This is a genomic window from Enterococcus haemoperoxidus ATCC BAA-382, assembly GCF_000407165.1.
Lineage (GTDB): Bacteria > Bacillota > Bacilli > Lactobacillales > Enterococcaceae > Enterococcus_L > Enterococcus_L haemoperoxidus.
Genome location: NZ_KE136480.1, coordinates 677,976 through 703,624 on the forward strand (window position 1 = coordinate 677,976; position 25,649 = coordinate 703,624).

Genomic DNA, 25,649 nt, shown 5'->3' on the forward strand with positions numbered 1-25,649 from the left:
CAATTGGTGCTTGCGAGCGGATGTTACTAGAACCTATCACTGCCATACATTCACCATTCGATCAAAAAAGGCAGTCTGGTCAATGTGCGTAAAAATGGTCAATAGTTAAAAACAGATAAAGAACGATTTCTTTCGTTTACACGATTGAATGGTGTAATGTAACGATTTATTTTCAGTACATCCGTATTCTTAATAATCCATCTGGCGGAAGATGGGTTGTTATGCAAAAAATTCGCTGGCCTGCAGAACCTGCGAATTTCAAACAGCTGCTCATCATTTCAGAAACAATCCAACTATTTTTTACTATCACTTGATGAGCAGCTGTTTGTTTTTTACTTGTTTACACAACTTGATTTAGCATGCTTGTGTCAGATTCTGATCATTGACACGTATAATTTACCCCAAAAAAGTAATCTTGCTAAAGCTATGCAAGATCACTTTTGACTATATCTTATTTTACATAGTCTAATGAAAAAAGCTCCTACAGAAACATCCTCTATATTTCTTCCTTAGCTCATTTAAACTATTTAGTTACCTTTTATATATAGTACTTCTGTGACCTATAGAAAATATCTCTATCCTAATTTCAGAGTCGTTTATATCAGCTAATATACGATAATTTCCTATTCGATACCGCCACTCGCCACTTTTAGTTCCAGTTAACCCTTTTCCATGTTGTCGTGGGTCAGTTGTGGCTTCTAAATTTTTTCTGATCCAAGCAATAATAATTCTTGCTTGGTTTCTATCCATTTTTTTTAATTGCTTTTGTGCTTGTGGCATATAGATTACGTTATACTTCATCTAATAATTTCTCCATCTCATCTTGAGAAATCCCCACTTCTTTTTTGATTTTGGAATCTTTCATTGCTTTTCTTAACGTGTTTAAATCTATTTCATCTTCAATTTTATCTAGTACAGCATTTCTGTATAGTTCGGTTAATGATGAATTGTGCGCTTTCGCATATTCTGCTACTAGTTCTTTTTCTTCATCCGGAATTCTAAATGTTATTGTGGATTGAGACATGTTAAATCCCTCCATTCTTATTGTACTAACAGTGTACTAAAACATATAAACAATGTCAATACATCGTTAGTAAAATTTAAATGATAACCAACTTTTTAGTTGTAACGCTTATTGAACCTTCTATGTCACAATCAACTGCTAAAGTCATACCTCTACAATATACTGAAGGATTGATTACGATTGCATTCATTCTATTATTTGAGATTTGCAATAAGAGCAAACAAAATCTTTCGCTCTTTTAGGTATTCCTCATTCACCTTTTATAAAGAACCCTTCCAAAATATAGGAATTAGGGTATTAAAAACAAGGAACATTTAACCCCAAAGCTGATTTCACTTCATTATTAAATTTATTCAACGATGCGAAGAAAATAACTACTCTGTACCGACTATTTTAGCATAAGAAAACAGGATAGAAATTTTCCTATCCTATTGATTAATTAAATTCCAGTCTTCCCTACACCATAACTAATTCTCAAAAACCTCACGTTTTCTTTCGACTGCTACCTGCTATTATAAACAAATCCAATCACCTTTTCTTTTGAAACCAATCCATAATGACGGCTGTCTGTCGCGTAGGGACGGTTATCTCCCAACACAAAATAATACCCCGCTGGGATCGTTCCTTTTTCTATCAAAAATGAGCCTAGTGTAAAGTCCTCTGTATAGTTCTTGCCATTTCTTTGGCTTTCATTCACTTCATCCACGATAAACTTCTCATCCATCGGCTGACCATTCACGAATAACTCATCCTCTTTAAAGGAAATACTCTCTCCTGGAAGTCCAATGATCCGACGGATTTGTCTTTTTCCTGATCCGTTATTAAAGGCCACCAAATCAAATCGTCTGACCTCTTTGGTTTTCTTCACCAGTACATATTCGCCATTTCGGACTGTCGGACTCATCCCATATCCTGTTACTTTCATGAGGCTAAAGAAAAAAGAACACACTATCAAGGTGCTCCCAAGCCCAAAAAAGACAGCGACACACAAGTCTTTACCCATTTGTTTCAATGACGTCTTATATCGTCTTTGATCCCTGTCTCTATGTCTCTTTCTTTTTTGGATATTCTTTTTTTTCGCCATACGGACTACTTGCTTTCTTTGAGAAGGGACTCATCTACTTTATAATAGGTAAATGCTGCTTTTTCATAGGTTTCTACCTTGGCACTATCTGTTAAAAATTCTTCGACTAAAGAGGGATTTTCATAAAAATTATTCGTTTGCGTACTGACGTTCATGCCTAATTCTTTTAATGCTTTATAATAACGGTTCAACACTAATTGCCCTTCTTCCGTATTCACTGAACTCGCTTTTTTAGTCCCGTAACTCGCCATTGACGTGCCTAAATACCGAATGTTTTTCTGCAGCTTTTCTTTGTCTTCTTGTTTAGACTCAACTTCTGCCAATTCCTTCTTAAAATCACGAAGCAAGTAGTACCCTTTCACTAAGGAATTGGAATCGTCTGTTCCTAACGTCATTGACTGGTAATAGGATAGACCCATTGCCCCTGCTGAGAAACTGAGAAAAAGAACCAAGGACAGGACAAAAGCACGAATGCTTTGGCGTTTTTGAGCCAACAGTTCTTGACGGATACGCCGGATACGCCGCTGCTTCTTCTTATTCCTGAGTTTCTTTATGGGAAGCTTCTTTAGTTGTCGGTGTTTAAGAAAGAATCTGTAAAGAAACAGACTTGCCCCTATCAAGGACAAGATCGCTAAAATGATGCCTCCAGTATATACATAATCCAATGTTGTCATCTTTTTTCAGCTCCTGTTCATTTACGGCTCTTTTTTCGTTTCTTTGTCTCTGCTTCTTTTTTCTTTCTAAAGAAAACCATCACACCAAATAGAAGCGCGGTAAAGAACACAATGCTTCCCACGATCCAGCCAATCATCGTCCAGTCCAGTCCTTTTTTCTGAACTAAGCCTACATCTCGCTCGTTAAATTGATTCGCTTCTTTATCTGTAATCGTAAAGTCTTTATCCCACGTCCATTTTTGATCTCCTGATGTGACTAAGATGGCCGCTTTGTATTTTCCTGGGACCATTTTTTCGCCATTCATACTGACAGGAAAATTAATAAACGAGTTGGGCGCCATTCGCATTGCCGTTTGTTTTCGTTCATAAAGGACCTCTTTGCTTTTTTCTGACGTGATCTGCACCTCTGCAGTCAGATCATTCACATACGTTGCTGTAATGTTTGAAAAATGAACATACACCGTATTTCGGTAATTGCTTTGCCCGGCCATAACAGTGTTTAATGCCAGTTCCGGCGTGACAGGTTTGTCTGATTCCTGTAGTAAAACCCCAATCACATACGCATACTGATTAATGATTTTTGACCCTTTATCTGTTTCATCCGCTTGATCTTGGCCCGTTTTCATCAGCTGGATTCCGCCAGAAAGTACCCCTTCATACGCGGTTTCCGGCATTTGAATCGTCAGTTCGACCTCTTTTGTTTCCCCTGCTGCTAATGCGACTTTATCTGGTCCTGAAACGATTTTTTTGAAATCATAGGCCAAAGACGGATCATTTTTTAAGGACGAGTCTCCGTACTCAATTACTCCATTGGGGTTGGTTTTGGCACTATTTAAACTCACTGCCACCTCCACGTTTTCCTCGCTGGGATTATTTAACGTAATCGACAGAGTTTGTTTTTGATTTGGGGTCATTTTTAAATGGTAATACCCTATGTCTTTTTCCATCTGATTCTCTGGAAAATGGATACTGTAGCTAAAACCTGCCGCTCCTGCAGCGTTTGGTTTATTCTCTGCTTGTGCTGTTTGCGGGGATAAGAACCCAAAAATAGCTAAAATAAAGATCAAAAAGGTGATTCGTTTGTTTAAATAAGTCATACTGACTCTCCTTCAATTGTGTTTTTGTTGTTATGTACTAAAGCGAACGTTTCGCTTCCATCTATTTCTATATCTGAGTATTCTTCATAAAAAATTCAGGCTTCTAAGTATTTTTCTGACCCTGCACACGAGTGATAACGAATGAACAGGGTCAGTCCAATTACTTAAACCTGAATGTCTTTATTGTACAGCTGATGTTGGTTAAACTGCTGCAACGATCTTCCATGTCACAACGGCATTATACGTATCTAACACCATATTTGAGGCTACGGTAGCAGGAACAGTCAACGTCACAGCTGTTTTATCCGTGCCTTTTGTGCCATCCGTTCCTGTATATTTATCACTTTGACCAAATTCCATCACGTAAGAGCCTTTTCCTTCAAGCTTTGCTTTATCAGCTGTCACGACTGTTTTAGCCCCACTATCTTTATCTAGTTCGAACGCTGTCGCTACATTTGAGGGCACTACATTTTCATTTGATGCCGCTGGGACAGCCATTCCATTTGTATAATTAAGTGTCGCTCCTGTTAAGGCGTTTGATGTATCAGGGGTCACACCGGTAAATTGTTTTGTTAATTCCGCCGTGATCGTATAGCCGTAAGTCCCGCCTGAACGAACGTCTGACCAGCCAACGATCGCACCACGTGTTTCTCCTTCTGATAATGTAATCGGTGCCGCATTGGCCTTTATTTCTGAACCAGAGGTTTTGATCGTCCCAAAGTTCATCACTGACACACGTTGCAACACTAATGAACCAGAATCTGGGTTAACTGAAATATCTGGATTTTCTGGAAGGTTTTCATCTGGTTTTTCTGGATCTGGGGTTGGATCTTCTGGACCAATCACCCCTTCTTCTACAATTGTTTTCCCTTTTGAATCAAGTTTTGTCTCTGGTGTTGGCTTAGGCGTTTCTTCTTCTGCTGCAGAAACACTCATTCCCCCTAATAGTACTGATGCTAAAAGAGTCACTGTTGCTAAAGTTCCTTTTGTCATTGCGTTCATTTTTGTTTCCTCCTATTTTCTGTTTTCATTTATTAAGGCAACTCGGCTAAGAGCCAAGTTATCTTCGTTTCATAATGGACCGGATGAATCACGGTCGTTTCTGGAATCGTCAGCGTAATCGCTGAATTTTGGTAGACGGGTTTATTGGACTCTTTCTCTAGAATCGGTTGCCCCGCTTCGTCTTTGACTGGGGTCAAGGTTGGCTTTTGATGCCCCGTGTTGGTATCAGAAGCCCCAAACGAAATGGTCCAAACCCCTTGGCCTGTCCCCGCAGCGGCTGTCGCCACTTCATAGGTGCTGCCTATAGTGTTCAGGGCAATGGTTTCTCTTGTCACCACAGGAGCCTCACTGGAACTGCTGGAATTGGCCCAGCCCTTGTCTAAGGACAGCACGGCGCCCTTTAGTTCTTGTTCTCCTGCTTCTTGAATGATGGGGTTGCGAAATTGTGTTTCTTGTTTCACCTGTAAGGACCAACCCGTACTAAGAGCCCGCTGGTCCGTTAGTTGAATATAGCTGCCTCTAGGTCCGATGTCTGTATAAAACTGTTGGGCTAACGCGGGATACACCCGATCTGTTTCACGAATTTTTCTTTCGCCAAACTGGAGTGGCGACACATAATCGATCCGCAATGGTCCTGATTCAGCCGTCCCAGGTCCCGGATCTGTCGGGACTTCCGGATTCTCCGGATCTTGGAGAGAGGCACCTCCGTCAACCACCGAAACCGTCCCGGACTGTTCAAGAGAAGTGTCCGCATGGACAATGGTTCCCATCAAGCCTACCGCCATAGCCCCCATTAGGAACAGCAGTCGGCTGAGGTTCAAATACCGTCTCATGGTTTCGCCTCCTTTCGATGCCGTCTCCATAGAAGCCATAACACAAGAAGCAGAAGGAATACAAGCCATCCTCCATAGTGTTGAAGGAGTTCTCCTGTCTGAGGGAAGAGACCTTTTCGTCCTTCTGGTTTTTTAACCAGTAAGTCAGATTCTGTCTCACTGATTCGAGTTGGACGTTCCTCTTCTTCATAGAATGAGATTTTCCCATCGACCGTGATCTGCCCCTCTGCCGCCGATACATCTCCCGCTATAAATAAAAAGCAGGCAACCAACAGGCTCGTGAATAAAATAACGTTTTTTTGTTCCTTCATTAAATCACTCCCCTTTCCTTATGGCTGTCCCGGCATGATCTTCCACGTGATCACGCCAGTATATTCACCGGTATAGACGGTTTCTGACGAGTCTAACTGAAACTTCACGCCGTCACTTCCTTTGGTCGTTCCCCAGTTTTCACTGACAGAATAGCTTTCTGGGATCGTGGGAGTAGTTGCGGTATACACGACTTGCGCATCTGAACTCAGCGTCTGTTCTTTGCCTTTATACACATAGCGCAGTGCGTTTTTCAATAACTTGTTGTCGACATTGGTCATCGGTGTCGTGACCTCAGCGGTCATGGTCCAGCCATCTGCTTTGTCCGAACGGGTATCTCTGACCACTAAAGGATCCACATAGGACGGATTCTCCACTCGTTGGGTTTTGGTCGTGTACCGAATCGTACCAAAGTTTAAAACTTTTGGGACCGAGGTTAAACTAAGGGTACCGGAAAAGGTATAGGCGGCGGTCGTGCCACCTTCAGCCACAGTGAGCGCTGTTTCATTAGCAGGACGTGTCACGAGATACCCTTTGTCTGTTAGGCTTTTCACCGCTGTTGTGACAGCTGGAAGTTTGGTCAGATCCACTTTACTGCCTACTTCATACATTTCTGTCACAATTGGCTCATGAAGCTCCGTTCCTTTGTCGCTTTTAAAAGTGACTGTGATTGGCTGCTTTTTTAGTACAGTCAATTGTCCTTCCGACGTTACCGTCAAATCTGTTCCAGCCGCAGTCGCCGGCCACTTGATTGGAACTCCTTGTGGGGCATCCTTTGACGCAATGAGGCTATAGGTATGCATTTTATAATACCGACCGGGAGCGAGCGTTGAGGCAAAATTTCCCATATTAAACGAAAGTGTCCCTGTCCCAATCGTTAGCTTATCATCTGGAATTGATTTTTTTCCTTCCATAAAGGAACCAGGTTTAAAAACAAAACCTTTCGGAATTGGTGCAGTTAAGGTGATGTTTTCCCATCCTTTTACTTCTACTGTATAACTCGTCTTAATATTCACCTTAAGCTCATGCCCAATTTCAGTCGTTGTGACCCCTATGGTACCGGCTGTCACGTCATCAAACGTAATGGTTTGACTACCAGTCATGTTGGCTTTGTAATACAGGTTCAGTGTAAGATCCTCCGCACCAACTGTTCCACTAGCTGGGTCTACTCGTACAAATGTATACCCCGTGATTTCTTTTTTATAGGTTTCTACATTATAAGTATCTCCTACATACAGTGTTTCCTTTTTAGTTTCTATCACCTGATTTTTGTCATCTAGATAGTTGATTGTCACGGTTCTAGCGGTTTTATAATGAAGCGTAATCGTTATATCGGTTGTTCCAACGATTCCTTTGCCCGGATCATCCGCTCGATCATACTTATACCCAACAAAGTTGATGCTATACTCATTGGCATTATAGGTATCTCCCGAATAAAATGTAAATTCTCTAGTTGCAAGTTGTTTATTGGCCTCAGCTACATGCTTAACCGTAATGGTTCTTGCTTTCTTATAATGAAACGTAATTGTAATCGGTGTAGTCCCAACCACTCCCTTCCCAGGGTCGTCCACTCGGTCAAATTTGTATCCGGTGAACTCTTTTTTAAAGTCGAGTGGATTATAGGTGTCTCCTACAAATAGCGTATCGGTCACTGAATCAAACGTTTCACCTGTATCATCGACATAGTTATATGTCACGGCTCTTGCTTTTTGTTCTGTGACAGACATTTCCAAATCGGATGACCCGATTTCATTTGGTTCCAGTGTTGCTTGAGGATATAAATAAAGCCAGCCGGGATGGGTTGTGAATGGATATTGTACATCCTCTGCAACATCTGGTGTTGGTGTCTCTAAATAAGGGTTCTTAGTTTTAAAAACAGTATATAAGAGCCCGCTAGCACGATCGTTCCCAAAAAAAGCTATGGGTGGATTACTTTTACCCATATAGTTATTTCGATAAAAATACAAAAAATAATTTTCTCCATCAAGCAGCCTCTCAGCCGGGACATCCGCCCGTTGTCTAAAATACAGCCCGTCGTTATTTCCTAGTGAATACATCATAGACTCTCTATGCTTACCTTGAATATCCACGTGAACCCCATAACTTGTTACAAAATTTGTCGATACTTTAAATGGATTTTGGTATTTTAATGTGAAGCGAACACGTCCTTTATTGTCTATTGGTTTTCCAGATATACGAATAGGGATTTGGTATCTATTGCTACTGATCTCATTTATTGGAATTTCGATAATGAACATCCCATAAGCGTAAATTTCATTTTTTGCTTTATTGGTCATTAATTTTTTCATATTCCCAAACACAAATGAGTCACTGGTAGTAGATACACGATTATTCAATATTAGTCCTCCAATACTATTCTGCATTGCTATATTAAAGCCGGAAGCCTCACGCCCTTTCAGAGTGTAGTTATACCCATAACCAACTAGAGCATCCGTTGGCCCCTTTGCACCCACAATTGACGGGAAAGTCAAGCCTGTACTTATTAGGCCAATCCTCGTGGTTCCTGCTGTTCCTTGCTCAAAAGCTAGTTTGTTATCATCTTTATCACTAACACCATTAAACACCATATAATACTCTCTTTTTGGTGCTTTATCCCCCACTAGACCAGATGTATCTATTTTAACTGCAGTATTTTTGGTCTCTTCCACAGCCCCATCCAGTTCTCCCGGCTCATCAAAAATTGTCCAGTCAAAATCGGTTGCTCTTGGCTGAGGAGTCAGAGCTGGGCTACTCTCGTTCGGAGTGGGAGCGGATGCCTCATCTTCTGATTGAGTCGTATGTTCGTCCACACCATAGACTGCCCCTCCGCCACTAATACTCAGTAGTCCTAACAAGATGAACAGCCACAGGGATATTCGTTTATTCAGTTTTCTTTTCATATACTTATTCCTCCTATTGTTCGCCATCCTACTATTCTTCCTTGAGTAGGAGTCTGTCGCCTTACATACAAAGAACATATCCAATCGTACGGATCGTTTTTAAATACTTAGGATGGGCTGTACTTTTCTCTATCTTAGTCCGAATGAGAAAGACTAAATTTGCTACGCGGTAGCGTTGATTGCCCATTTCCTGTTGCCACAAAACTTGATAAATTTCTTCATAGGTCGCCCCCTGTTCTTTTTTACTTTTCAAGTAACTTACTAGCTTATATTCTAGCGGTGTCAGAAGGACTTCCTGCTCGTTTTCTAAACGGATAGAATGATTATAGACGTTTAATTGAAGTCCGCTCCCTACCTTTTCTTCTAAAACAGCTTGCCTCAACCCCACTCTTGGTTGGAGGAGATTGGAAACAATGATTCCAAATTCATTCGGCTTGATCTGATCATCAAAGACGATCGTTGCCCCCAATTGTAAATAAATCAACCGCTCCATCGGGGTGCTCTGTTGTAATAGGATAAAGATCAGTGGGACTTCACTTTTTTTCAGGTCAAACAGCCACTCGCTGATGTGCTCGACTGATTCACCACTGCTTCCGCCTGAACAATCTAGGACCACCGCCTCCAACATGGTTTGTTTGGCTTGTTCCTCTTTCTCTAATGGGTAAAGCGTGTATGCTTGTTCCTTAAGTGTTTCTATGTATAGTGATGTGGGGTGTTCAAATTGATATAAACCGATACGACTCATTTGATTCGTCCGCCTTTCTTCTTTTATTTTTTTTTGCTATACTATGTGGGTAGAAAAATGATTACAGTTCTACTATTATTTTTCTCAGAATTAGTCATTATAAGAAGAAATGTTCTAGTCGTTATAACACGCTGTTTTTTTAGCTGTGATGACGCTTTTTTTGACGGTTATTCTTCTAAATTCAGTTCGGCATCCAGAATAGAAATGGCCTTTTCTCTAGTTTCCCATAAAGAACTGGCATACGTATCTAAGGTCAGCTTGATCGATTGATGGCCTAGTAAACGGCTTAAGGTGGCAATATCGCTCCCATTTTCAATGCATCGTGTCGCAAAGGTATGCCGTAAGGCGTGGAAATGGATCGGCTCTATGTCAGCTTTGGCAAGGGTCTTTTTAAACCAATAATTGATCAGTCTAGGTTCTGCGTATGCGTGTTTATAGTTGATCACATAGGTACTGACCGCCTCCGCTTTTTTCTTTGTTAAGTAAGTAAGTAAATTTTGGGCAATCGGTATTTTCCGCACCGAGCTTTTTGATTTGGGCAGATCAAATACAATCTCTGTCTTGGTTGTTTTTCCTGGCACAGACACTCGCTGGATTGTGCGGACCACTTGGATCGTTTTGCTTTCTAAATTGATATCGGACCACGTTAAAGCCCCGATTTCACCAATTCGCATGCCGGTGTACAACGCGATAATGATCGGTGAGCATCCTGGCTCTTTTAGAGCAGCTTTTTCTAATATTCGTTGTTGTTCCCGAGTTAAAATGGCGATATCTTTTTTCCGGATCGCTGGCAGTACAATGCCATCACATGGGTTTTCTGGAATGGCTTTTTCTAGGTAGGCTTTATTCATGGCACTTTTAAAGATCGTCAAGACATTATGGATCGTGGTCAGACTTAATTCTTTATCCGCTAAAAGAAGCATTAACGCTGTGATGTCTTTTTTCTCAATATGAAGTAATTTTTTCTTTCCTATATAAGGCAAGATATGTTTGCGCATTTTTGTTTGATACGACGCATAGGTCGACTGTTTGATTTGACGAACGATTAAGTGATCCAACCAGTACACGAGCCATTCCTCTACTGTCCCTTGAAATTGGGTCGTAAGCTGCTTTGAAAAAGTCTGGCGTGCTTTTAGACGTTCTAAGGTTTGTTTGACCTCCCTATATTTTTGACCGTAAATGTAGCCGTAGACCAGTTTTCCTTGTTCATTTCGCCCTTTTCGGTAGCGTCCTTCCCAGCGGCCATCTTTTCGCTTATAAATATTTTCGCCTTTTTTAGTTATCGTAAGTTCCTCCTTCGTTTGACGAGAGAATTGACGGCTAGAAATCACAAAAAACCGTTTTTTTCATATTTTTTTCATTTTTACCCAATAATAAAACGATAAAAATTAAAGAACTTTTGTTTTTTTGTTATAGACTTTTCGTTTTCTTTGTATTAGAATAGAATTTAACGAACAAAACCGTTTATTTATAACAAAAAGAACTAGATTTTCCTTCTCATAATGACTAATTCTGAGAAAAAAAACCTAGTTCTATTTTGTTTTATTTATGTTTATAAAAAGAGTATACTAAAGAAAAATACAACAGAGCGTCTCTTTGGAGCGTTTACATTTCTCTTTGGTGTTTTTTTCACTGTTTTTATATTTCATATACACATGAAATATATATAACATCATATTTATTTATAAAAAACAGGTTGGAGCATACGCCTAAGAAAAAATAAGCTAATGTAATGTTCTTATATTAAGCAAATCATGTCATCCTTCCTCTCATCCAAAAATAGAAGGAGGCCGGGACATAACTCTACAAGTCACATCCCAGCCTCAAGGAATCTGAATAAACGGTGGGCACAGAAGCAACTCCTTCGGAAATAAGCTGAAATTCACAAAAATTTTAAGAGCAATTTTCGTAAATTCCCTCTTATTTCTCGGAGTTAAACACTTCTGTTCCAACCTCTTTCGGTCTTCTATTTTATTTGTCTTTGTACTCGTATCCCAGATCCCTTTAGTTTCTTTTAAAATGATTCAAATACTAGCCTATTTTTCCATTATTTTCTTATGGTGTATCCGCCAAAGTGAACTCTAAGACCGCTTTATACGCCCCTTCTTCAATATAGCGTGATTTTAGACGATCTATTTTTAACAAGAAACCAGCATCCGATGGCCAGCTCATCTTTGTTTCTCCAGTAACACCCGTGGCGTGATTTAAAATTTCGTGTCTTTCTCCTTTTTTCAATACTTCTGGAACACTGGATGAATCCTTTTTATAAATTACAACATCATCCAACCCGACTTTTATATCATCCTTCTCTAAAGTCAAACTTTCCTCCAGCTTGACTGAAAGATCCCAACCTTTTTGATATGTCACGTGTCTTTGGTCATCTACACTTAATGACCAGTTATCATTTTTTCGACGAATAACTTGTTCTTTGCCTTTTCTGACATAAACATCTCTAAAATTCAACGTAGTCGGAACATCTAATATCAAATCTCCAATAGGTGTATACGTTACTGTTACAACAACTATTTCAGATAATTCACCACTACTCACCTTAACTTGATAATCTTTGGCGATTACCTGACTGCTATCCCACGCAGTAACGAGATCAACCGTATAGTTGTCTCCAACAGCTTTTCCGTTGACCATTACATCTTTCACCCATGCTTTACGTTTCTCAGCTGTTGGTACATCTACGTTTTCAAAGTATGTTTGTGCCACAGAAGTTGCTTTCAGCTCTGTATAAAATAAGACACTTAATGAAGCTACCACTGTATTTTTATTCTCTAGTCCTGGATACTTTGTATTAAGCTGTGCTGTTGATTGGAAGGTGACGTCAAATTTTTTCGCACCAGCCAGACTATTGTCATACGCTTTAATCGATGACGTAAAGTTTGATGTTAAAGTTTCTACTTTTGTATCACCATCATATACATATACTTTACCATTAAATAGACTACTTACCGGAGCTTGTGTTCCAACAAATTGCTTGCCCCAATCCATAGGATCAGCGACTAATTTATAATCATGCTTCTTTTTGAAATAATAATCGACTGTCTGTTTTTCATTTTTGAAGATTCCTGTAACCGGTTGCTCAGTGGTTGCAGAAACATTCACTCCATCTAATTTTGCAGACTCAAAATCAAAATCAGCATATGTTTTAAGGGGAGCTGACCAAGTTCTGCCTAAATTTCCAGCTGGGATACTAGCTGTATCTTTTATTACACCATCTTGATGGTAATTGACTGTTACTTCTTGTGCATCCCCTTCTCCTGAAGTACCGCCGGAACCTCCAGAACCTTCTTCTAACCAAACATTTTTTACCGAAGTCCAACTTGCTTTTTTAACTGGAAAATTCATCCTCAAACTTAAACTCACTTCATCAGCATTTGTTGAAGTTTTGAATTCTGTGTATAGGTCATGCCAATAACCATCAGCTAGCTCAGTAACTTTAAATCCATCTTTAGGTCCAGTTACCCTTTTACCATTATAAAATACAATTTCAATCGATCCAGCTGCATCTGGTAGCCCAACTGGCAAATGATAAGATATACCAAACCTATATGTTGTGTTAGGTTTCACAGATACAGTTTGTCCTAAAATATAAACTAATTGTCTTGTCTTGCTGGTCGCATTGGTTGTGTCAGCAAGAACGTAATATTCATTATTGGCAGGATCATACTGATACACTTTCAATTGACCAAGATAGTCTGTAACTGGCGGTGGATCCACATTAATTTGATTGAGAAGAGGATATTCCACATTTACACCTTTATAGAGCCATTCATTTATATTATTTTTATTAGTAAGAGGAATTTTCTCAAAACGATTCCACGGTAAATCCGCCATCGGATGTGTGTAATTCAAAAGAATTGGTGTTGCCCCAAGAGAAAATCCAAATGATCCTACAAATGATACCCATCCAGGAATATAATTCGTAGTAGTATCACGATAAAAAGTAGGATTGTTCACTAAATTACTACTTCCCATTTTATTATGAGACATTCTTAGATGATAATCCATCGTTGTAGCTGAGGTAATATCCATCCTATCAGATATGAATCCAGATAGTGTCTGTCCACCACTTGCTGCCATTTCATCATCGGTCCCAGAATAAGGTGGCGGAGCGACATATCCAGAGTCTTTTGGAACTGATACCTCACGAAACCTGAAGGCTTTATTATCATCTCGACCACCATATTGCTTCATTAGCCCTACTACTTTAGGCGTCATCTTAATTTCACCCAAACTATCTGTTATAAACGGTTGCTCTTGATTAAATGTCGTCCATTTTCCAGTAGCTCTTAATCTTTGGATAACAAAACTTACCCCTTCAAGTGGTTTGCCATCTGCACCTGTTAACTTCATTGTTACCGAAATTTCAGTCACTTCAGCATCTGTTCTATTTATTAATGATGTCTCTAAAGCACCTGTTTTGGACTCAGTAGTAGCTAGCTCATCTTCTTGCTGAGCTATTATTTTTTTATCGCTTTGCATGAAAAAAAATCCACTTACTAAAACGAAACCAAATAGAATGATGCATCGCTTAACCTGTGTTATTATATTTTGTTTCTTCATTCGTTCTCCTCTCATCCAATAAGAGTTATTTTACGACCTGATTTTATCGCTTAAATTTACTATGTTTTTCTTTATTGCTATTGTGTATCTGTTACTCGGTAAACTGTGCCATATTTGGTTATTATTAGATACTCCTAATCAGTAAATTTCAGCCCAAAACCTTTTATTTTAGAGGATATATGTTAGTTTTACTATTAAATACATGTTTCAAACTATACACACCTATAAATATAATCAATAACGAACAACCAAGTAGCGTCCAAATAATAGATGTAATCAGGTCACCTGTTGAAGGTAGCTTTCCCTGAGAAATTGGAGATGTCGCTACATCATTAAGTAGTGGTGGCTGAGAAATAGGCGGTAATTCTAACGGAACTTCTTCCTTCGGCAAAGTAATCATTACGTCTGTAGTGGCATCACTTTGGGTAGCTTCAACTGTTTTTCCGAAAAAACAACAACCTCCAATTACAAAAAGTAGTAACAAAAAAATATTTTTTTTCATCGTCATCCCCCTCTTTCCTCGTTATTTATCCCCGCATCTTAATTTAGGCACTCCTTTTTTTCTTGCGCAAGAAAAAAAGGAGTAGCGTTATTATAAGTAGCGTGGAAAACAATAGCACCCACCACCCACTAAAATAAGATTGATCATTTTGATTGATATGTCGATTGATTTGTTCTGCTTCAATCCTCGTAAAGGTGAAATTCTTCACCCATGTCCAATTTCCACCATCTGCTGTTGTAATACGGATATCCGCTGTATATTCCCCAGCAGTAATTTTTTGATTCTGTAAAGAAACTGGGATAGCAATGGCTGAATTAGGAGCCATTCTCATGTCTTGTTTGTTGAACTTGATCAAGTTTTTTGAACTATTGTTTTTTCTGATATTAATCGCTGCGGCCATTTTTTCAACGAACACTCCTTTTGTATTGGAGAGATCGACAAATAGGGAATAAGAACCATCTTTTAGTTTTAGTGAAACGTCATTGAGTTTCAATACTGGTTTGATTTTTTCGGTATTTGATTCATGGATCAAGACCCCAATTAAAAAAGCAAATTTATTAATAATTATGCTTTCCTCTTGAGAGTGCTCTTCTTTTACAATAGGTTTTAATTGAATCCCACCGGCAAGATACCCCTCAAAAGCAACTTCTGGAAGAGTGATCACAAACTCAACTATTTCAGTACTATTTGGCTTTAAAGTAACCTCTTTTGGCCCTGTCATGATTTGAGCAAGGTCATAATTTAGCGACACATCTTTTTTTAAGTCTGTTGGTCCGTACTCGATTACACCATTTCCATTTGTTTTCGCACTATTCAAATCAATAGCAACTTTTAGAGGCTTATCTGATATATTGTGCATTTTTAACTGGATTGTTTGTTTTTCTCCTGGCTTCATTAAAAGATCGTAATAGCCCACATTCTTATTTTGTTGATTTTCAGGAAATACGACCTCGTAGGAAAAATCTTTAATTGGATTTTTAGCAGACTCGTCAGAAAAAACAATGGTTGGACAAATAAATAGACATGCTATCCCTAAAAACAGGCAATACAATATTTTTTCATACATTAACTTCAAATAAACAATCCTTTCTCCTAACGACTACTTCCCCAATTACCTTCCTCCTTATAAACATTTTTTTGAATGAACAACTTATAACAATAACTATCTATTTCAATCAATACTTTACTTATATTTTTTACTACTTTTATTGCTGTTTCTGATTGCTATTGTAAATCATCTAACGTCCAAGAAACTGTACCCGCAAAAGACTCTCCAGCGGCTTCATCTTTTGCTGCATCGGTTACAACTAATTTAACATCTGAGATTAGTGTCGAAACTCCACCTTTTACGGCATTTGCTGTTTTCTTAACTAATACTGCTTGTCCTGTTGTATTTCCAGCTTCAATTGTCAATGTTTTAGCTTTTCCATCCCCAAGAGTAATTCCTGCATTTGCATCTAATGCACTCAATGAAGTAGCATCTGGTTTATTGGGAACAAAATCATTATCTTCACCAATTTCTGAACCAATATCATATTTTTGTGCATCATTTAAATTCACCATTAGTTTAGATGCTAATGTTTTAGAAGCATCTGCAGTAGTCATTTCTGATAATTTAACATTTAATGACCACGACGTTGTAGCAGCCGATCTATCATCATTAACGATCAAATATTGATTACCTTTAACTGTATTACTAAATGTCGCTGAAGCACCTACAGCTTTTTGCTCCCCAAATTGGAAAGAAGTTGGTTTCCAAACAAGTGACAAGTTGTTTTTAAATGGCTTGTTCTCACCAGGAATTGTTGGATCATCCGATTTAAAACTCACACCTATATCTGTTTTATCTTCAAAACTTTTTGCATCCGCTTTTGGAGCAAATAACATTAAAGCTGTTGCTGATAATAGAGACATCATTACTAATTTTTTCATTTTTGTACCGTCCTTTGATATTTTAAGTATACGATTGACGATAGTTATTGTTATAAGTTGTTCATTCGCTAATTTGTTATTGTAGAAGTTCGATTTGATCTCTTAATAAAGTAAATAGATACGCAATCAAGCCTAAACTAGTCAATGTTATAAAGAGAAGACTAAAGTTCAATATTAATTTAGATTTCTTTTTCCTTAATTTTTTTATTAAGAACACATCTTTCGATAACGTCATTAAGAAAAAGAACAATGAGATAATGGCGGCGGCCCCCAGTATTAACATCCATAAATAATCAATCATTTGTTTCACTCACTTTCAAATCTTCTTATTTTGATTTCTTTTTTTCTTTCTTTTTTCTCTTCTTCGTTTCCACTCTATCTCCATGTTCTTTTTTCTAACGAGAATCATTACAATAATGATTCCTATCACAACTAAAATTAGGATTGTTACAATTTTTATCCATGTTGGCGTTATGATTCTAAAACCGCTATTTTCATTCATTGATTTCGCTTGATCACTTGTAATCGTAAATTCTTTCTCGAATTTCCAATCACTGTACCCGTCATTCGCACTCATCGTTACGATATATGTGCCTGCTCGAACAGTACCCGTGCCCCAATCCATCTCAAAATCAAAATGACTATTTGGCGCCATCATGTAATTTTCAACTTTCTTTTTCTTTAATATCGTCTCACTATCTTTTGCTTTGACATCTGCAACAATCTCTAAATTAGATATCATTTTGGGTTCAGGGTTCTGTAACGTCGTTAAAATCATTTTCTTTCCACGTTTCAATGTTGACTTTGCATCTATTAAGTTCAATGTTTTAGAATCTTTGTAGTCATCACCAGTTTCAGATGTTATCAATCCAATCCTATAAGAGAATTTGCTAGAAACTTGCTCTTCACTTTCTTCACCGTCCACCTCAAATACGAGAGCTCCCATCTTTACCCCTTTGTAATTTTCACTAGGTGGGGTAAGTTTAAAAACAGCTTCCTTCTCTTCAAAGTTTTCAACTGTTAAACTTGGTGTTTCTACAGTAACAATCTTACTGATAGGGTCATGAAGAGTTGTATCAAGCATTTTTTTATTCTCTGTATATTCGATTGTTCCGCTGTCTCCTGTAAATGCATCTGTAGTGTACAACTTTAATTTGATTGGCTCTTTTTGCGTGCTTTTCACTTTTACTTTTAATAATTGTTCTTCTTCCGGAACTGTTTGGATATAAAAATAACTTTTTTCTGGATCGATTTGTTTCCCATTAAGAACTGCTGAAACTGTATAACCTAAATTGGAACTTTCATCAGCAAACGATTTATCTGGAAATAACCATAAGAACAAACTCATAAATAATACGACATATAATATTTTGTTTTTCTTTATCAAGATTTTGATTTCTCCTTATTAAAATAGGTTAAAATTCTATTTTTTTATTGTTTCGATGTAAATACTTGCATAATATTCACTATCTTCTCTATATATTTCTTCACCTAATATCAATTTTTCTTTTTCTTGCCATTGAGTGATAAAATCAACTGCTACTTTTATAGCCTGTTCTTCTGTCTCAAACGGGCCTTTAATTTCAATTACTTCTCCCTCTTCATAGTCGATCTCTTCCTTACGATAACCAATCGCTGCTAGAATCGATATGATATAAACTAAACTTGCAGCTAAAACAAATAAAATGAAGAAAACAATTCCAGCTACATTGAAAATTAAAGATAAACAGCTAATTAAATTTATAACTAAAAACAATTGAACGATTCCTTTATAACGTTGATCTTTTTTATCTACTAAATAGACTAAATAAGTAAAAAATAAAGTAATTGACATTAAAATGAAACTTACTATGAAGTAAATGAACGACTCCATCCAATTGTCATGTAAAAACGATAGTAGTTGTAGGAATAGTGATAATCGTTTATCCAAAAAAAAGTAAGCTTCTTCGTAGAAGGTATAAAACTTTATCAAGTACCCGATCCAACTTATGCTCAAGATCGCTTGGATAGAATAGAAACGCCATTTGTTTTTTCTGTTACTTGTAGCTGTGGTGTCCATCTTATTAGTTCATTCCTTTATTATTTTTTTGCGTACTTTCATGTACAAGAGCATAGCCGATTGTACGGATAGTCTTTAAGTATTTCGGTTTCGCAGTGTTCTCTTCTATTTTAGTTCTTATGTGAAACACTAAATTAGCTACTTGATAACGTTTATTTTCTATCTCTTTATCCCATAAAACCTTATAAATCTCTTCATAGGTTGCACCTTTTCCTTGTTTGTCATTTAAATAACTAACTAATCTGTACTCAAGGCGGGTTAAAGAAATTTCATTTCCGTTTTCTAAACATATAGAATGATTGTAGTCATTTAATTGAATTTGTTTCTCTTCTTTTTCTTGTATCATCAGTTGGTCAGATTTCGTTCTTTGATGAAGCACATTAGAAATGATTTCCCCAAATTCACGAGGTTTTATATGTTGGTCGAATACAATTGTTGCGCCCAATTGTAAGTAAATTAAACGTTCAACCTGGGTGCTTTCTCGTAGTAAAATAAATACAAATGGCACCTCACTTTTTTTAATAGTAAAAAGCATTTCACTAATTTGTTCAACAGATTCTCCTAGACTTTCTCCTGAATGATCGAGGATGATGGCTTCTAGTTTTGTCTGCTTTGCTTCAGTTGTATATTTTTCCAACGGTAAAAGTGTATATTTTTTTTCTTTAAGTACATCTATATATAATGAAGAGGGATTTTCGAAATGATATAAACCTATATTTTTCATTAAATCCTTCCTCCTTTCATGTTTTATTGTTTTTTGTTATACTACGAGGTAGAAAAATGATTGAATTTCTATTTTTATTTTTCTCAGAATTAACCCTTATAAGAAGAAAAGTTTCTATGCCTTACAACAAGCGAGTTTGTTTTCAAGTTGACGTTTTTTTTGACGGTTAATACTCTAAGTTTAATTGTGCATCAATAACAGATATTGCTTTTTCTCTTGTTTCCCACAAAGAGCTGGCATAAGTATCTAAGGTTAGCTTGATTGATTGATGCCCCAATAAGCTACTTAATGTAGCGATATCAATTCCGTTCTCAATACAGCGAGTCGCAAAAGTATGCCGTAACGCGTGAAAATGTATAGGCTCGATTCCTGCTTTTAACATAGTTTTTTTAAACCGATAATTGATCAATCTAGGCTCCGCATATGAATTTTTATGATTGATTACATACGCACTAACTGCCTCCGCTTTTTTTTTCGTTAAATAGGTTAATAAATTATTGGCAATGGGGATTTTCCGAACAGAACTTTTCGATTTTGGCAGATCAAAAATAATTTCTGTCTTTGCTGTTTTTTCAGTTACTGAAACCCGCTGGATCGTGCGCACAACGTGAATGATTTTACTTTCCAGATTAATATCTGACCAAGTCAAACCGCCGATTTCTCCGATGCGCATCCCTGTATACAAAGCGATAATGATTGGTGAACAATCTATGTCTTGCAGGGCGATTCTTTCTAATTTTTGCTGCTGTTCTCGTGTTAAAATGGCGATTTCTTTTTTTCGAATCGTTGGTAACATGACGCCAGCACAAGGGTTTTCGAAGATTACTTTTTCAGAATAGGCTTTGTTCATTGAACTTTTAAAGATTGTCAAAACGTTATGTATCGTCGTCAGACTTAATCCTTTATCAGATAAATGAATCAACAATTCGTTGACCTCTTTATTTCTGATTTGAAGTAATTTTTTCTTTCCTATATAAGGTATGATATGTTTGTCCATTTTTATTCGATAGGCCGCATAGGTTGATTGCTTAATTTGCCGAACAATCAAATGATTTAACCAATAATTAAGCCATTCCTCCACACTCCCTTGAAAGAGAGTTGTGTTGTGTTTTGGAAGAGTATACTGAGCTTTTAGTCGTTCTAATTCTTGCTTAACTTCCCCGTATTTTTGACCATAAATGTAGCCATAGACAATTTTTCCTTGCTCATTTCTCGCTTTACGATAGCGCCCTTCCCAACGGCCATCTTTTCGCTTGTAAATGTTTTCGCCTTTTTTAGTCATAATTGAAATCCTCCTTTGGTCGTTGACGGTATAATTGACGGTTACAAACTGTAAAACAAACGTATTATCTTACTTTTTTCGTTTTATTCTCATAATATAAAGAAAATAATTAGAAAACATTCGTTTTTTTGTTATGGACTTTTCTCTTTTTTTATACTAAAATGGAATAAAGCTGTTATAAATCGCTAGATCACGACAATAAGTCGAGAATACTTTTTTCTTAGAAGGGTTAATTCTGAGAAAAAAGTGTCTAGAATTTCTCGTTCCACCGTTTTACTTATACACATACTATACTTAAAATAAAATATCTACGTGTTTCGTTGGAGCGCTTACATTTCACTTTACTGTTTTTTATATTTTAAATTTAAATAATATATCCATATATTTTAATTTCGTTTTACATATTGTTTCCACTTTTTCTTTTTTGTATAAAGAAAATATCCATCTACCCTTTCTCTCAAAAATAGACAGTTTTATTTGAAAGCCAATAATTCAGTGCTATAGAAAAACCAAGTAGCTATTATTACTCTACTTGGTTTTTTAACGTCTATCCATTTATGGTGTGGAACCCATCTGCCATAATATCGATGTTTTATAATTTCCTTTTTGTATAATCTCTCTAGAAAATACCTCTAACTGTAAACCTGTGTTACTAGTCTTCCACTTATCACTAATATTATATATCCCTGTAGACATTGCTGTCCCCATCTCGATAGGAAGAGTTTCCCCTTTCAGTAAGTATTGTTTCTCTTTATTCTTCACTTTATACGCAAGGGCTCTTGGTAAAACTTCACTTGGACTCTCTACACTTCTTAATGAATCTTCTAAAGTTGCGGTTAATGTCCAAGCTGTTTTATTCGCTCTATTATCCGCAACAACTAAAGGCATATCGTATTTAGGTTGTTCCCCCTTGATAAATGGACGTATCATATATTTATTCCCAAAATCTAACTTTGAAGGAAATGATTTTACAAAAAGCATCCCCTTAAATTCATATGAAACAGACCGCTCCCCGCTTTTTATGACTTCTGATGTCTCGTTAACAGGGGATTGCACAAATTCAAAATGTTGGTCCTTTAACTTTTTAAGCTTAGCTTGTACATCTATATTTGTGGCTAGGTTAACCACCGTTCCTATAGTTTCCGTGATGATAATCGGCTCTTCAATTGATTCTTTCCCTTCATTCAAAAAAGTGACTTTTAATATTCCTTGACTTTTTTTAAATGTGTAGGTTACTGTTTTTTCCTCTGGATCTATAGTAATCCCTGTCTCTGGCATTGGAGACGTCACTAGATCATAATCCTTCTTTTTCACTTCTTCTACGACTGTTTGCACGGTGGCTTCTTTGGTGAGGTCCTTGGTTGAAGCTATTGGCCCCTTTAAGGTAACAACATCATGTAAAACAGTCCCAACGTTGTCTATAAAAGCCACTTTTAAATTTTGCTCGATTTTTTTAAACTCATAGTAGACAATTTTAAGCTCTGGCTCTACCAAAACAGCGGTCTCGTTCTCTGGTACTTTCATAAGTTCATAATGGTCAGCTTTAAGATCAGCTAAGTTCTTTATTACAGATGCATTAGCAGCAACATTAATAGTACTCCCTATTTCACCAGATAGAATACGTCCAGCTTTAATTGTTTTTTGGTTCTCATCAATAAAACGTACCCTCACTTCTTGTTTCCTTTTTTTAAACGTGTACGTTATTGTTTTTTCTGTTGAATCTATGGTAATACCTGTCTCTGGCGTTGGAGAAGTTACTAAGTCATAATACTTCTTGTCGACCGCCACCAAGGCATCTTGAACTGTCGCTTCTTTTGTGAGATCTAGAGTTGAGCCCACCAAGCCTCTAAACGTGATAGAATCGTGTAAAGCAGTTCCAGCTCCGTCCACAAAAGCTACTTTCACATTTTGCTCTTGTAAGATAGTGATACTAATATCTTTCGTAGCTTGCTTTAAAGTGCCTGCCAGCTTAGCATTTAGTCTGGCTGTATACTTTCCTGGCCCTGGATTGGGTACCAATGTGGTGGATTCCACTGCCAAATCGATTCCAACACCTGACCCCGTGTCCGCATCCCAAGCAGCTGATTCAGAAAGTGCTAGAATTTTTTCATTCACTTGCTCTGCAGTTATTCCTTCAAATGCGGTCGTCATCTCTTGAAAATCCTTAGCCCCTATATGCAAAGAGCCTGGTGTCGGAAGTACATCTGCAACTTGAAAAGGAACTTTAATTATGGTCGTTTTATTGGGCTGTATTGTTGTATCTGTCATACGTACATTAGCAAATTTGTAGCCTATAGTTGTTGTATCTGGAAGTGCTCCTTCGTATGAATACGATACAGTATGACCAGGCAATATACCTGGTTTCTCAACTAATTCTTCTGCCTTTTTGGTAAATGCAGTTCCTTTTTTTATCAATTGTGCCAGTGGTTTTGCACCAAATTTGTAGACATTGATTGGAATAGAGTACTCTTGTGAGACAAGGCCGACCACCCCAGCTGACGATTTTGTGTTAGTTGCCAGCACATCAGTATAATAGGTCTTAATTTCCTCAGTATCGTCATTCAATACCTTTGGTAAGCTTGTTCTAGGGATTTTAAATGTTCCCAAACTCTCTTTGGTATCGTTCCCTAAATAATCTTTGTCTTCCTCTGAACCATCAGGGTACGAAAATTTAACAATTCCTTGATCTCCAATAGTTGGAATTTTTGAGAGTATATAATTACCTGAAAAGTCAGTATGATCTTCATATACATTAAATTCATCTGGTGTTAAAGCTATTTCCATGTAAGGAATTTCATCTCCTATAAACAATTCATGACTAACAACCATTGCTTCCCCTGGGGCAATCATCTTAGGAGGAGCACCAAAATGAGCATATGGGTCAAGATGACTGTTGCTATAAATTATCTGATCAGGGGTTGCAGTAGTTGCTTCATTACCACGTACAGAAAAATCATCTTTGAACCAACTATCTAAAATTAATCTGTTACCCAAGGCTGAACCAATACCTCCGGCCCCACCACTCCCAACAACATACCTTGTAAAGTCTGAAAACCATGCACCTTTGTCATTTCTAAGCTTAAAGGTCATTCGTAATCCATCTTTGGTTTGATAAAACCCTTGATTGTTACCTAACGTTCTTATAGAAGTTTCACCCATTCCGCTATAAGAAAGAGGTATTGATTCTACAATTGAAAATTTCTTATTTTGATTAGACGTATTATACATCGAAAATTTTACATTAAAATTTAGATTCGCTTCCATAGCTAGATCATAAACAAATATGACGCTTCTTGCTTCATCAACTATAATTTCTCTCAACGTATTTCCTTTTTTCCAAAAAGTATTTCCTGGCAATTTTTGCCAATTGTCTCCTATTCCTTCAGTGGCAAATGGAGCCAACGGTTTTGATCTTTTATATAGCTTATTACTATTTTCGTAAGGTACATAAACGGGTGCCTCGGATAACGGAGTTTTTCCGGTAGCGTCTACTACTCCATACCCTTCATTTTGAATCGTGCCAGTATCAAGCCCGCGCCCCCCGAAACCTATTTTCGAATGATTAACAGGATTTTCAATCACTCCTTCTGTAGAGCCTACTGGAAGTTCTACCCAGCCATCCTTTAATTTGGTTAATAGATCACTCTGAGCAGTTCTCGTTGCTATTGGGCTAGATATTACTTTTTCTTCCTCGACTTTTATTGTTTCCTGCGCCGATAATTTTTTTGTATTTCCATTCATCACGAAGATATAAGCACTGGCAATCAATAGCAGCATACTCAGTAATACTAGTTTTTTATTCTTCATTTTTTACTCTCCTAACATAACCTCTCTTTACGGAAAGAGAAAATTTTATCAAAAACCGTTTTCTTCAATACTATTATATGTAGTAAAAAGGCGTCATAAAAACTAATCCAATACTTGCCCTTTTATCTTTAACGTAGATAAAAGAGAAAATGATATAGCCATACCAATGTTTAAATTGTCATGTTGTATTTTTATTTGCTATACTATAGATAGAAAATACTTGATTTCTATTACTATTTTTCTCAGAATTAGTTATTATAAGAAAAAAGCTCTCTATGCCTTACAATAATGGTTTTTTTACCTGATCTGACCCTTTTTTTGACGGTTTCGAATGTACATCCGTGACCGCGATCACTTTTGTTTTGGTCTTTGCTAAAGAGATGCTCATAAGTCTTATAATGAGCTTGAATGCTAAACTATTTGGTGTTATCCTATTTTTATGTAATAAAATCTTTGTTTAGTCATTGACGGTATGATTGACGGTTACAAATGAGGATAAGAAGAATTATGTCAATTTTTTTCATTTATTTAACCAATAAAAAGGAATGAAATTAAAAAACTTTCGTTTTATTATTATGGACTTTTCTTCGTTTCTGTATTAAAATGAAAGAAATCACTCATAAAAAAATTTTTAATAACAATATGTATAGATAATCTTCTTCTTATAATAACTAATTCTGAGAAAAAAATATCTGCTTTGTTCTTATTAAATTGTTTTTCATAACATAGATAGAATGCTAATTAGATTGACGTATTCACGTCTTCTTTGCTATTGTTTAATTGAAATTTACTTATAAAAACACACCTCTTATTGGTTTTAAGAGCTGTGTTTTTCATTTCGTTCTCTAAGAGTTTTCAACTATCAGATGTCCTGTTAAGATCTCCTCTTTTAATGGCAAATATGCCCGTGAGTCACGAATATTCGCGTCCCTCTGCTTTTGAAGCTGATACTCTACAAGTATTAATTATTTTTAAAAATAAATTTTATACGAATTAAATGTACTGTGTATTTTCTTAATATTATTCACTCATAGTTAAACGAATCAACATCAGCATAAGGATATACACACATGTTCATCGTTAATCCTTTACACCTTTCT

21 protein-coding genes are annotated in these 25,649 nt (G+C 37.0%); all 21 read right to left on the minus strand.

Annotated features, from left to right (window positions below; genetic code table 11):
• Window positions 1-531 precede the first annotated feature (531 nt).
• The gene (locus I583_RS13795; protein ID WP_010762030.1) at window positions 532-801 is read right to left on the minus strand and encodes a type II toxin-antitoxin system RelE family toxin; all 270 of its coding nucleotides are present in this window, start codon (window positions 799-801) and stop codon (window positions 532-534) included.
• On the minus strand, window positions 791-1,024 hold the full coding sequence (relB, locus tag I583_RS13800; protein WP_010762031.1) for a type II toxin-antitoxin system RelB family antitoxin: 234 nt from the start codon (window positions 1,022-1,024) through the stop codon (window positions 791-793). Before relB ends, I583_RS13795 begins: the two co-directional genes overlap by 11 nt.
• Before the next feature lie 502 nt (window positions 1,025-1,526).
• Complete coding sequence (gene lepB, locus I583_RS13805) at window positions 1,527-2,108, minus strand: signal peptidase I (protein WP_081635858.1); 582 nt, start codon at window positions 2,106-2,108, stop codon at window positions 1,527-1,529.
• A gap of 5 nt (window positions 2,109-2,113) precedes the next feature.
• Entirely contained in the window at window positions 2,114-2,782 is a 669-nt protein-coding gene (locus tag I583_RS13810) for a hypothetical protein (RefSeq protein WP_010762033.1), read from the minus strand.
• 17 nt (window positions 2,783-2,799) lie between these two features.
• Entirely contained in the window at window positions 2,800-3,879 is a 1,080-nt protein-coding gene (locus I583_RS13815) for a WxLIP family cell surface protein (RefSeq protein ID WP_010762034.1), read from the minus strand.
• Window positions 3,880-4,080: 201 nt separating this feature from the next.
• Window positions 4,081-4,881, minus strand: coding sequence for a WxL domain-containing protein (locus I583_RS13820; RefSeq protein WP_010762035.1), 801 nt, complete (start codon window positions 4,879-4,881; stop codon window positions 4,081-4,083).
• A 32-nt stretch (window positions 4,882-4,913) separates the two neighbouring features.
• The gene (locus I583_RS13825; RefSeq protein ID WP_341853151.1) at window positions 4,914-5,783 is read right to left on the minus strand and encodes a WxL domain-containing protein; all 870 of its coding nucleotides are present in this window, start codon (window positions 5,781-5,783) and stop codon (window positions 4,914-4,916) included.
• Window positions 5,711-6,025 carry an EF2685/EF0750 family sortase-dependent surface protein gene (locus tag I583_RS13830; protein WP_010762037.1) on the minus strand — a complete coding sequence of 105 codons (315 nt, stop codon included), beginning with the start codon at window positions 6,023-6,025 and terminating at the stop codon, window positions 5,711-5,713. Before I583_RS13830 ends, I583_RS13825 begins: the two co-directional genes overlap by 73 nt.
• A gap of 18 nt (window positions 6,026-6,043) precedes the next feature.
• Window positions 6,044-8,923 (minus strand): MucBP domain-containing protein, encoded by a 2,880-nt coding sequence (locus tag I583_RS13835; protein WP_016249910.1) that lies wholly within the window; start codon window positions 8,921-8,923, stop codon window positions 6,044-6,046.
• A gap of 61 nt (window positions 8,924-8,984) precedes the next feature.
• Window positions 8,985-9,668, minus strand: a complete 684-nt coding sequence (locus I583_RS13840) for a winged helix-turn-helix domain-containing protein (RefSeq protein WP_010762039.1) — start codon at window positions 9,666-9,668, stop codon at window positions 8,985-8,987.
• 167 nt (window positions 9,669-9,835) lie between these two features.
• Window positions 9,836-10,999 (minus strand): tyrosine-type recombinase/integrase, encoded by a 1,164-nt coding sequence (locus I583_RS13845; RefSeq protein WP_010762040.1) that lies wholly within the window; start codon window positions 10,997-10,999, stop codon window positions 9,836-9,838.
• A gap of 724 nt (window positions 11,000-11,723) precedes the next feature.
• Complete coding sequence (locus I583_RS13850) at window positions 11,724-14,243, minus strand: MucBP domain-containing protein (protein WP_010762041.1); 2,520 nt, start codon at window positions 14,241-14,243, stop codon at window positions 11,724-11,726.
• A gap of 163 nt (window positions 14,244-14,406) precedes the next feature.
• Complete coding sequence (locus tag I583_RS13855) at window positions 14,407-14,745, minus strand: hypothetical protein (RefSeq protein ID WP_010762042.1); 339 nt, start codon at window positions 14,743-14,745, stop codon at window positions 14,407-14,409.
• Window positions 14,746-14,788: 43 nt separating this feature from the next.
• Window positions 14,789-15,811, minus strand: coding sequence for a WxLIP family cell surface protein (locus I583_RS13860; protein WP_034683599.1), 1,023 nt, complete (start codon window positions 15,809-15,811; stop codon window positions 14,789-14,791).
• Window positions 15,812-15,969: 158 nt separating this feature from the next.
• Window positions 15,970-16,677, minus strand: coding sequence for a WxL domain-containing protein (locus I583_RS13865; RefSeq protein WP_010762044.1), 708 nt, complete (start codon window positions 16,675-16,677; stop codon window positions 15,970-15,972).
• Window positions 16,678-16,753: 76 nt separating this feature from the next.
• Window positions 16,754-16,978: a hypothetical protein gene (locus I583_RS17155; RefSeq protein WP_010762045.1), complete on the minus strand. Its 225-nt coding sequence runs from the start codon at window positions 16,976-16,978 to the stop codon at window positions 16,754-16,756.
• Window positions 16,979-16,993: 15 nt separating this feature from the next.
• On the minus strand, window positions 16,994-18,064 hold the full coding sequence (locus I583_RS13875; RefSeq protein ID WP_010762046.1) for a WxLIP family cell surface protein: 1,071 nt from the start codon (window positions 18,062-18,064) through the stop codon (window positions 16,994-16,996).
• A gap of 36 nt (window positions 18,065-18,100) precedes the next feature.
• The gene (locus I583_RS17030) at window positions 18,101-18,511 is read right to left on the minus strand and encodes a hypothetical protein (RefSeq protein WP_244264886.1); all 411 of its coding nucleotides are present in this window, start codon (window positions 18,509-18,511) and stop codon (window positions 18,101-18,103) included.
• A 229-nt stretch (window positions 18,512-18,740) separates the two neighbouring features.
• A complete protein-coding gene (locus I583_RS13885; RefSeq protein WP_010762048.1) occupies window positions 18,741-19,460 on the minus strand; it encodes a winged helix-turn-helix domain-containing protein in 720 nt (239 codons plus the stop codon).
• A gap of 166 nt (window positions 19,461-19,626) precedes the next feature.
• Complete coding sequence (locus I583_RS13890; RefSeq protein ID WP_010762049.1) at window positions 19,627-20,742, minus strand: tyrosine-type recombinase/integrase; 1,116 nt, start codon at window positions 20,740-20,742, stop codon at window positions 19,627-19,629.
• A gap of 555 nt (window positions 20,743-21,297) precedes the next feature.
• Complete coding sequence (locus I583_RS16335; RefSeq protein ID WP_010762050.1) at window positions 21,298-24,549, minus strand: MucBP domain-containing protein; 3,252 nt, start codon at window positions 24,547-24,549, stop codon at window positions 21,298-21,300.
• Between the last annotated feature and the right edge of the window lie 1,100 nt (window positions 24,550-25,649).

Excerpts from the sequence above, each read along its gene's own strand:
- I583_RS13795 (WP_010762030.1), bottom strand. The coding sequence starts at position 801 with ATGAAGTATAACGTAATCTATATGCCACAAGCACAAAAGCAATTAAAA.
- relB (WP_010762031.1), bottom strand. The coding sequence starts at position 1,024 with ATGTCTCAATCCACAATAACATTTAGAATTCCGGATGAAGAAAAAGAA.
- lepB (WP_081635858.1), bottom strand. The coding sequence starts at position 2,108 with ATGGCGAAAAAAAAGAATATCCAAAAAAGAAAGAGACATAGAGACAGG.
- I583_RS13810 (WP_010762033.1), bottom strand. The coding sequence starts at position 2,782 with ATGACAACATTGGATTATGTATATACTGGAGGCATCATTTTAGCGATC.
- I583_RS13815 (WP_010762034.1), bottom strand. The coding sequence starts at position 3,879 with ATGACTTATTTAAACAAACGAATCACCTTTTTGATCTTTATTTTAGCT.
- I583_RS13820 (WP_010762035.1), bottom strand. The coding sequence starts at position 4,881 with ATGAACGCAATGACAAAAGGAACTTTAGCAACAGTGACTCTTTTAGCA.
- I583_RS13825 (WP_341853151.1), bottom strand. The coding sequence starts at position 5,783 with ATGGCTTGTATTCCTTCTGCTTCTTGTGTTATGGCTTCTATGGAGACG.
- I583_RS13830 (WP_010762037.1), bottom strand. The coding sequence starts at position 6,025 with ATGAAGGAACAAAAAAACGTTATTTTATTCACGAGCCTGTTGGTTGCC.
- I583_RS13835 (WP_016249910.1), bottom strand. The coding sequence starts at position 8,923 with ATGAAAAGAAAACTGAATAAACGAATATCCCTGTGGCTGTTCATCTTG.
- I583_RS13840 (WP_010762039.1), bottom strand. The coding sequence starts at position 9,668 with ATGAGTCGTATCGGTTTATATCAATTTGAACACCCCACATCACTATAC.
- I583_RS13850 (WP_010762041.1), bottom strand. The coding sequence starts at position 14,243 with ATGAAGAAACAAAATATAATAACACAGGTTAAGCGATGCATCATTCTA.
- I583_RS13855 (WP_010762042.1), bottom strand. The coding sequence starts at position 14,745 with ATGAAAAAAAATATTTTTTTGTTACTACTTTTTGTAATTGGAGGTTGT.
- I583_RS13860 (WP_034683599.1), bottom strand. The coding sequence starts at position 15,811 with ATGTATGAAAAAATATTGTATTGCCTGTTTTTAGGGATAGCATGTCTA.
- I583_RS13865 (WP_010762044.1), bottom strand. The coding sequence starts at position 16,677 with ATGAAAAAATTAGTAATGATGTCTCTATTATCAGCAACAGCTTTAATG.
- I583_RS17155 (WP_010762045.1), bottom strand. The coding sequence starts at position 16,978 with ATGATTGATTATTTATGGATGTTAATACTGGGGGCCGCCGCCATTATC.
- I583_RS17030 (WP_244264886.1), bottom strand. The coding sequence starts at position 18,511 with ATGTCAATTACTTTATTTTTTACTTATTTAGTCTATTTAGTAGATAAA.
- I583_RS13885 (WP_010762048.1), bottom strand. The coding sequence starts at position 19,460 with ATGAAAAATATAGGTTTATATCATTTCGAAAATCCCTCTTCATTATAT.
- I583_RS13890 (WP_010762049.1), bottom strand. The coding sequence starts at position 20,742 with ATGACTAAAAAAGGCGAAAACATTTACAAGCGAAAAGATGGCCGTTGG.
- I583_RS16335 (WP_010762050.1), bottom strand. The coding sequence starts at position 24,549 with ATGAAGAATAAAAAACTAGTATTACTGAGTATGCTGCTATTGATTGCC.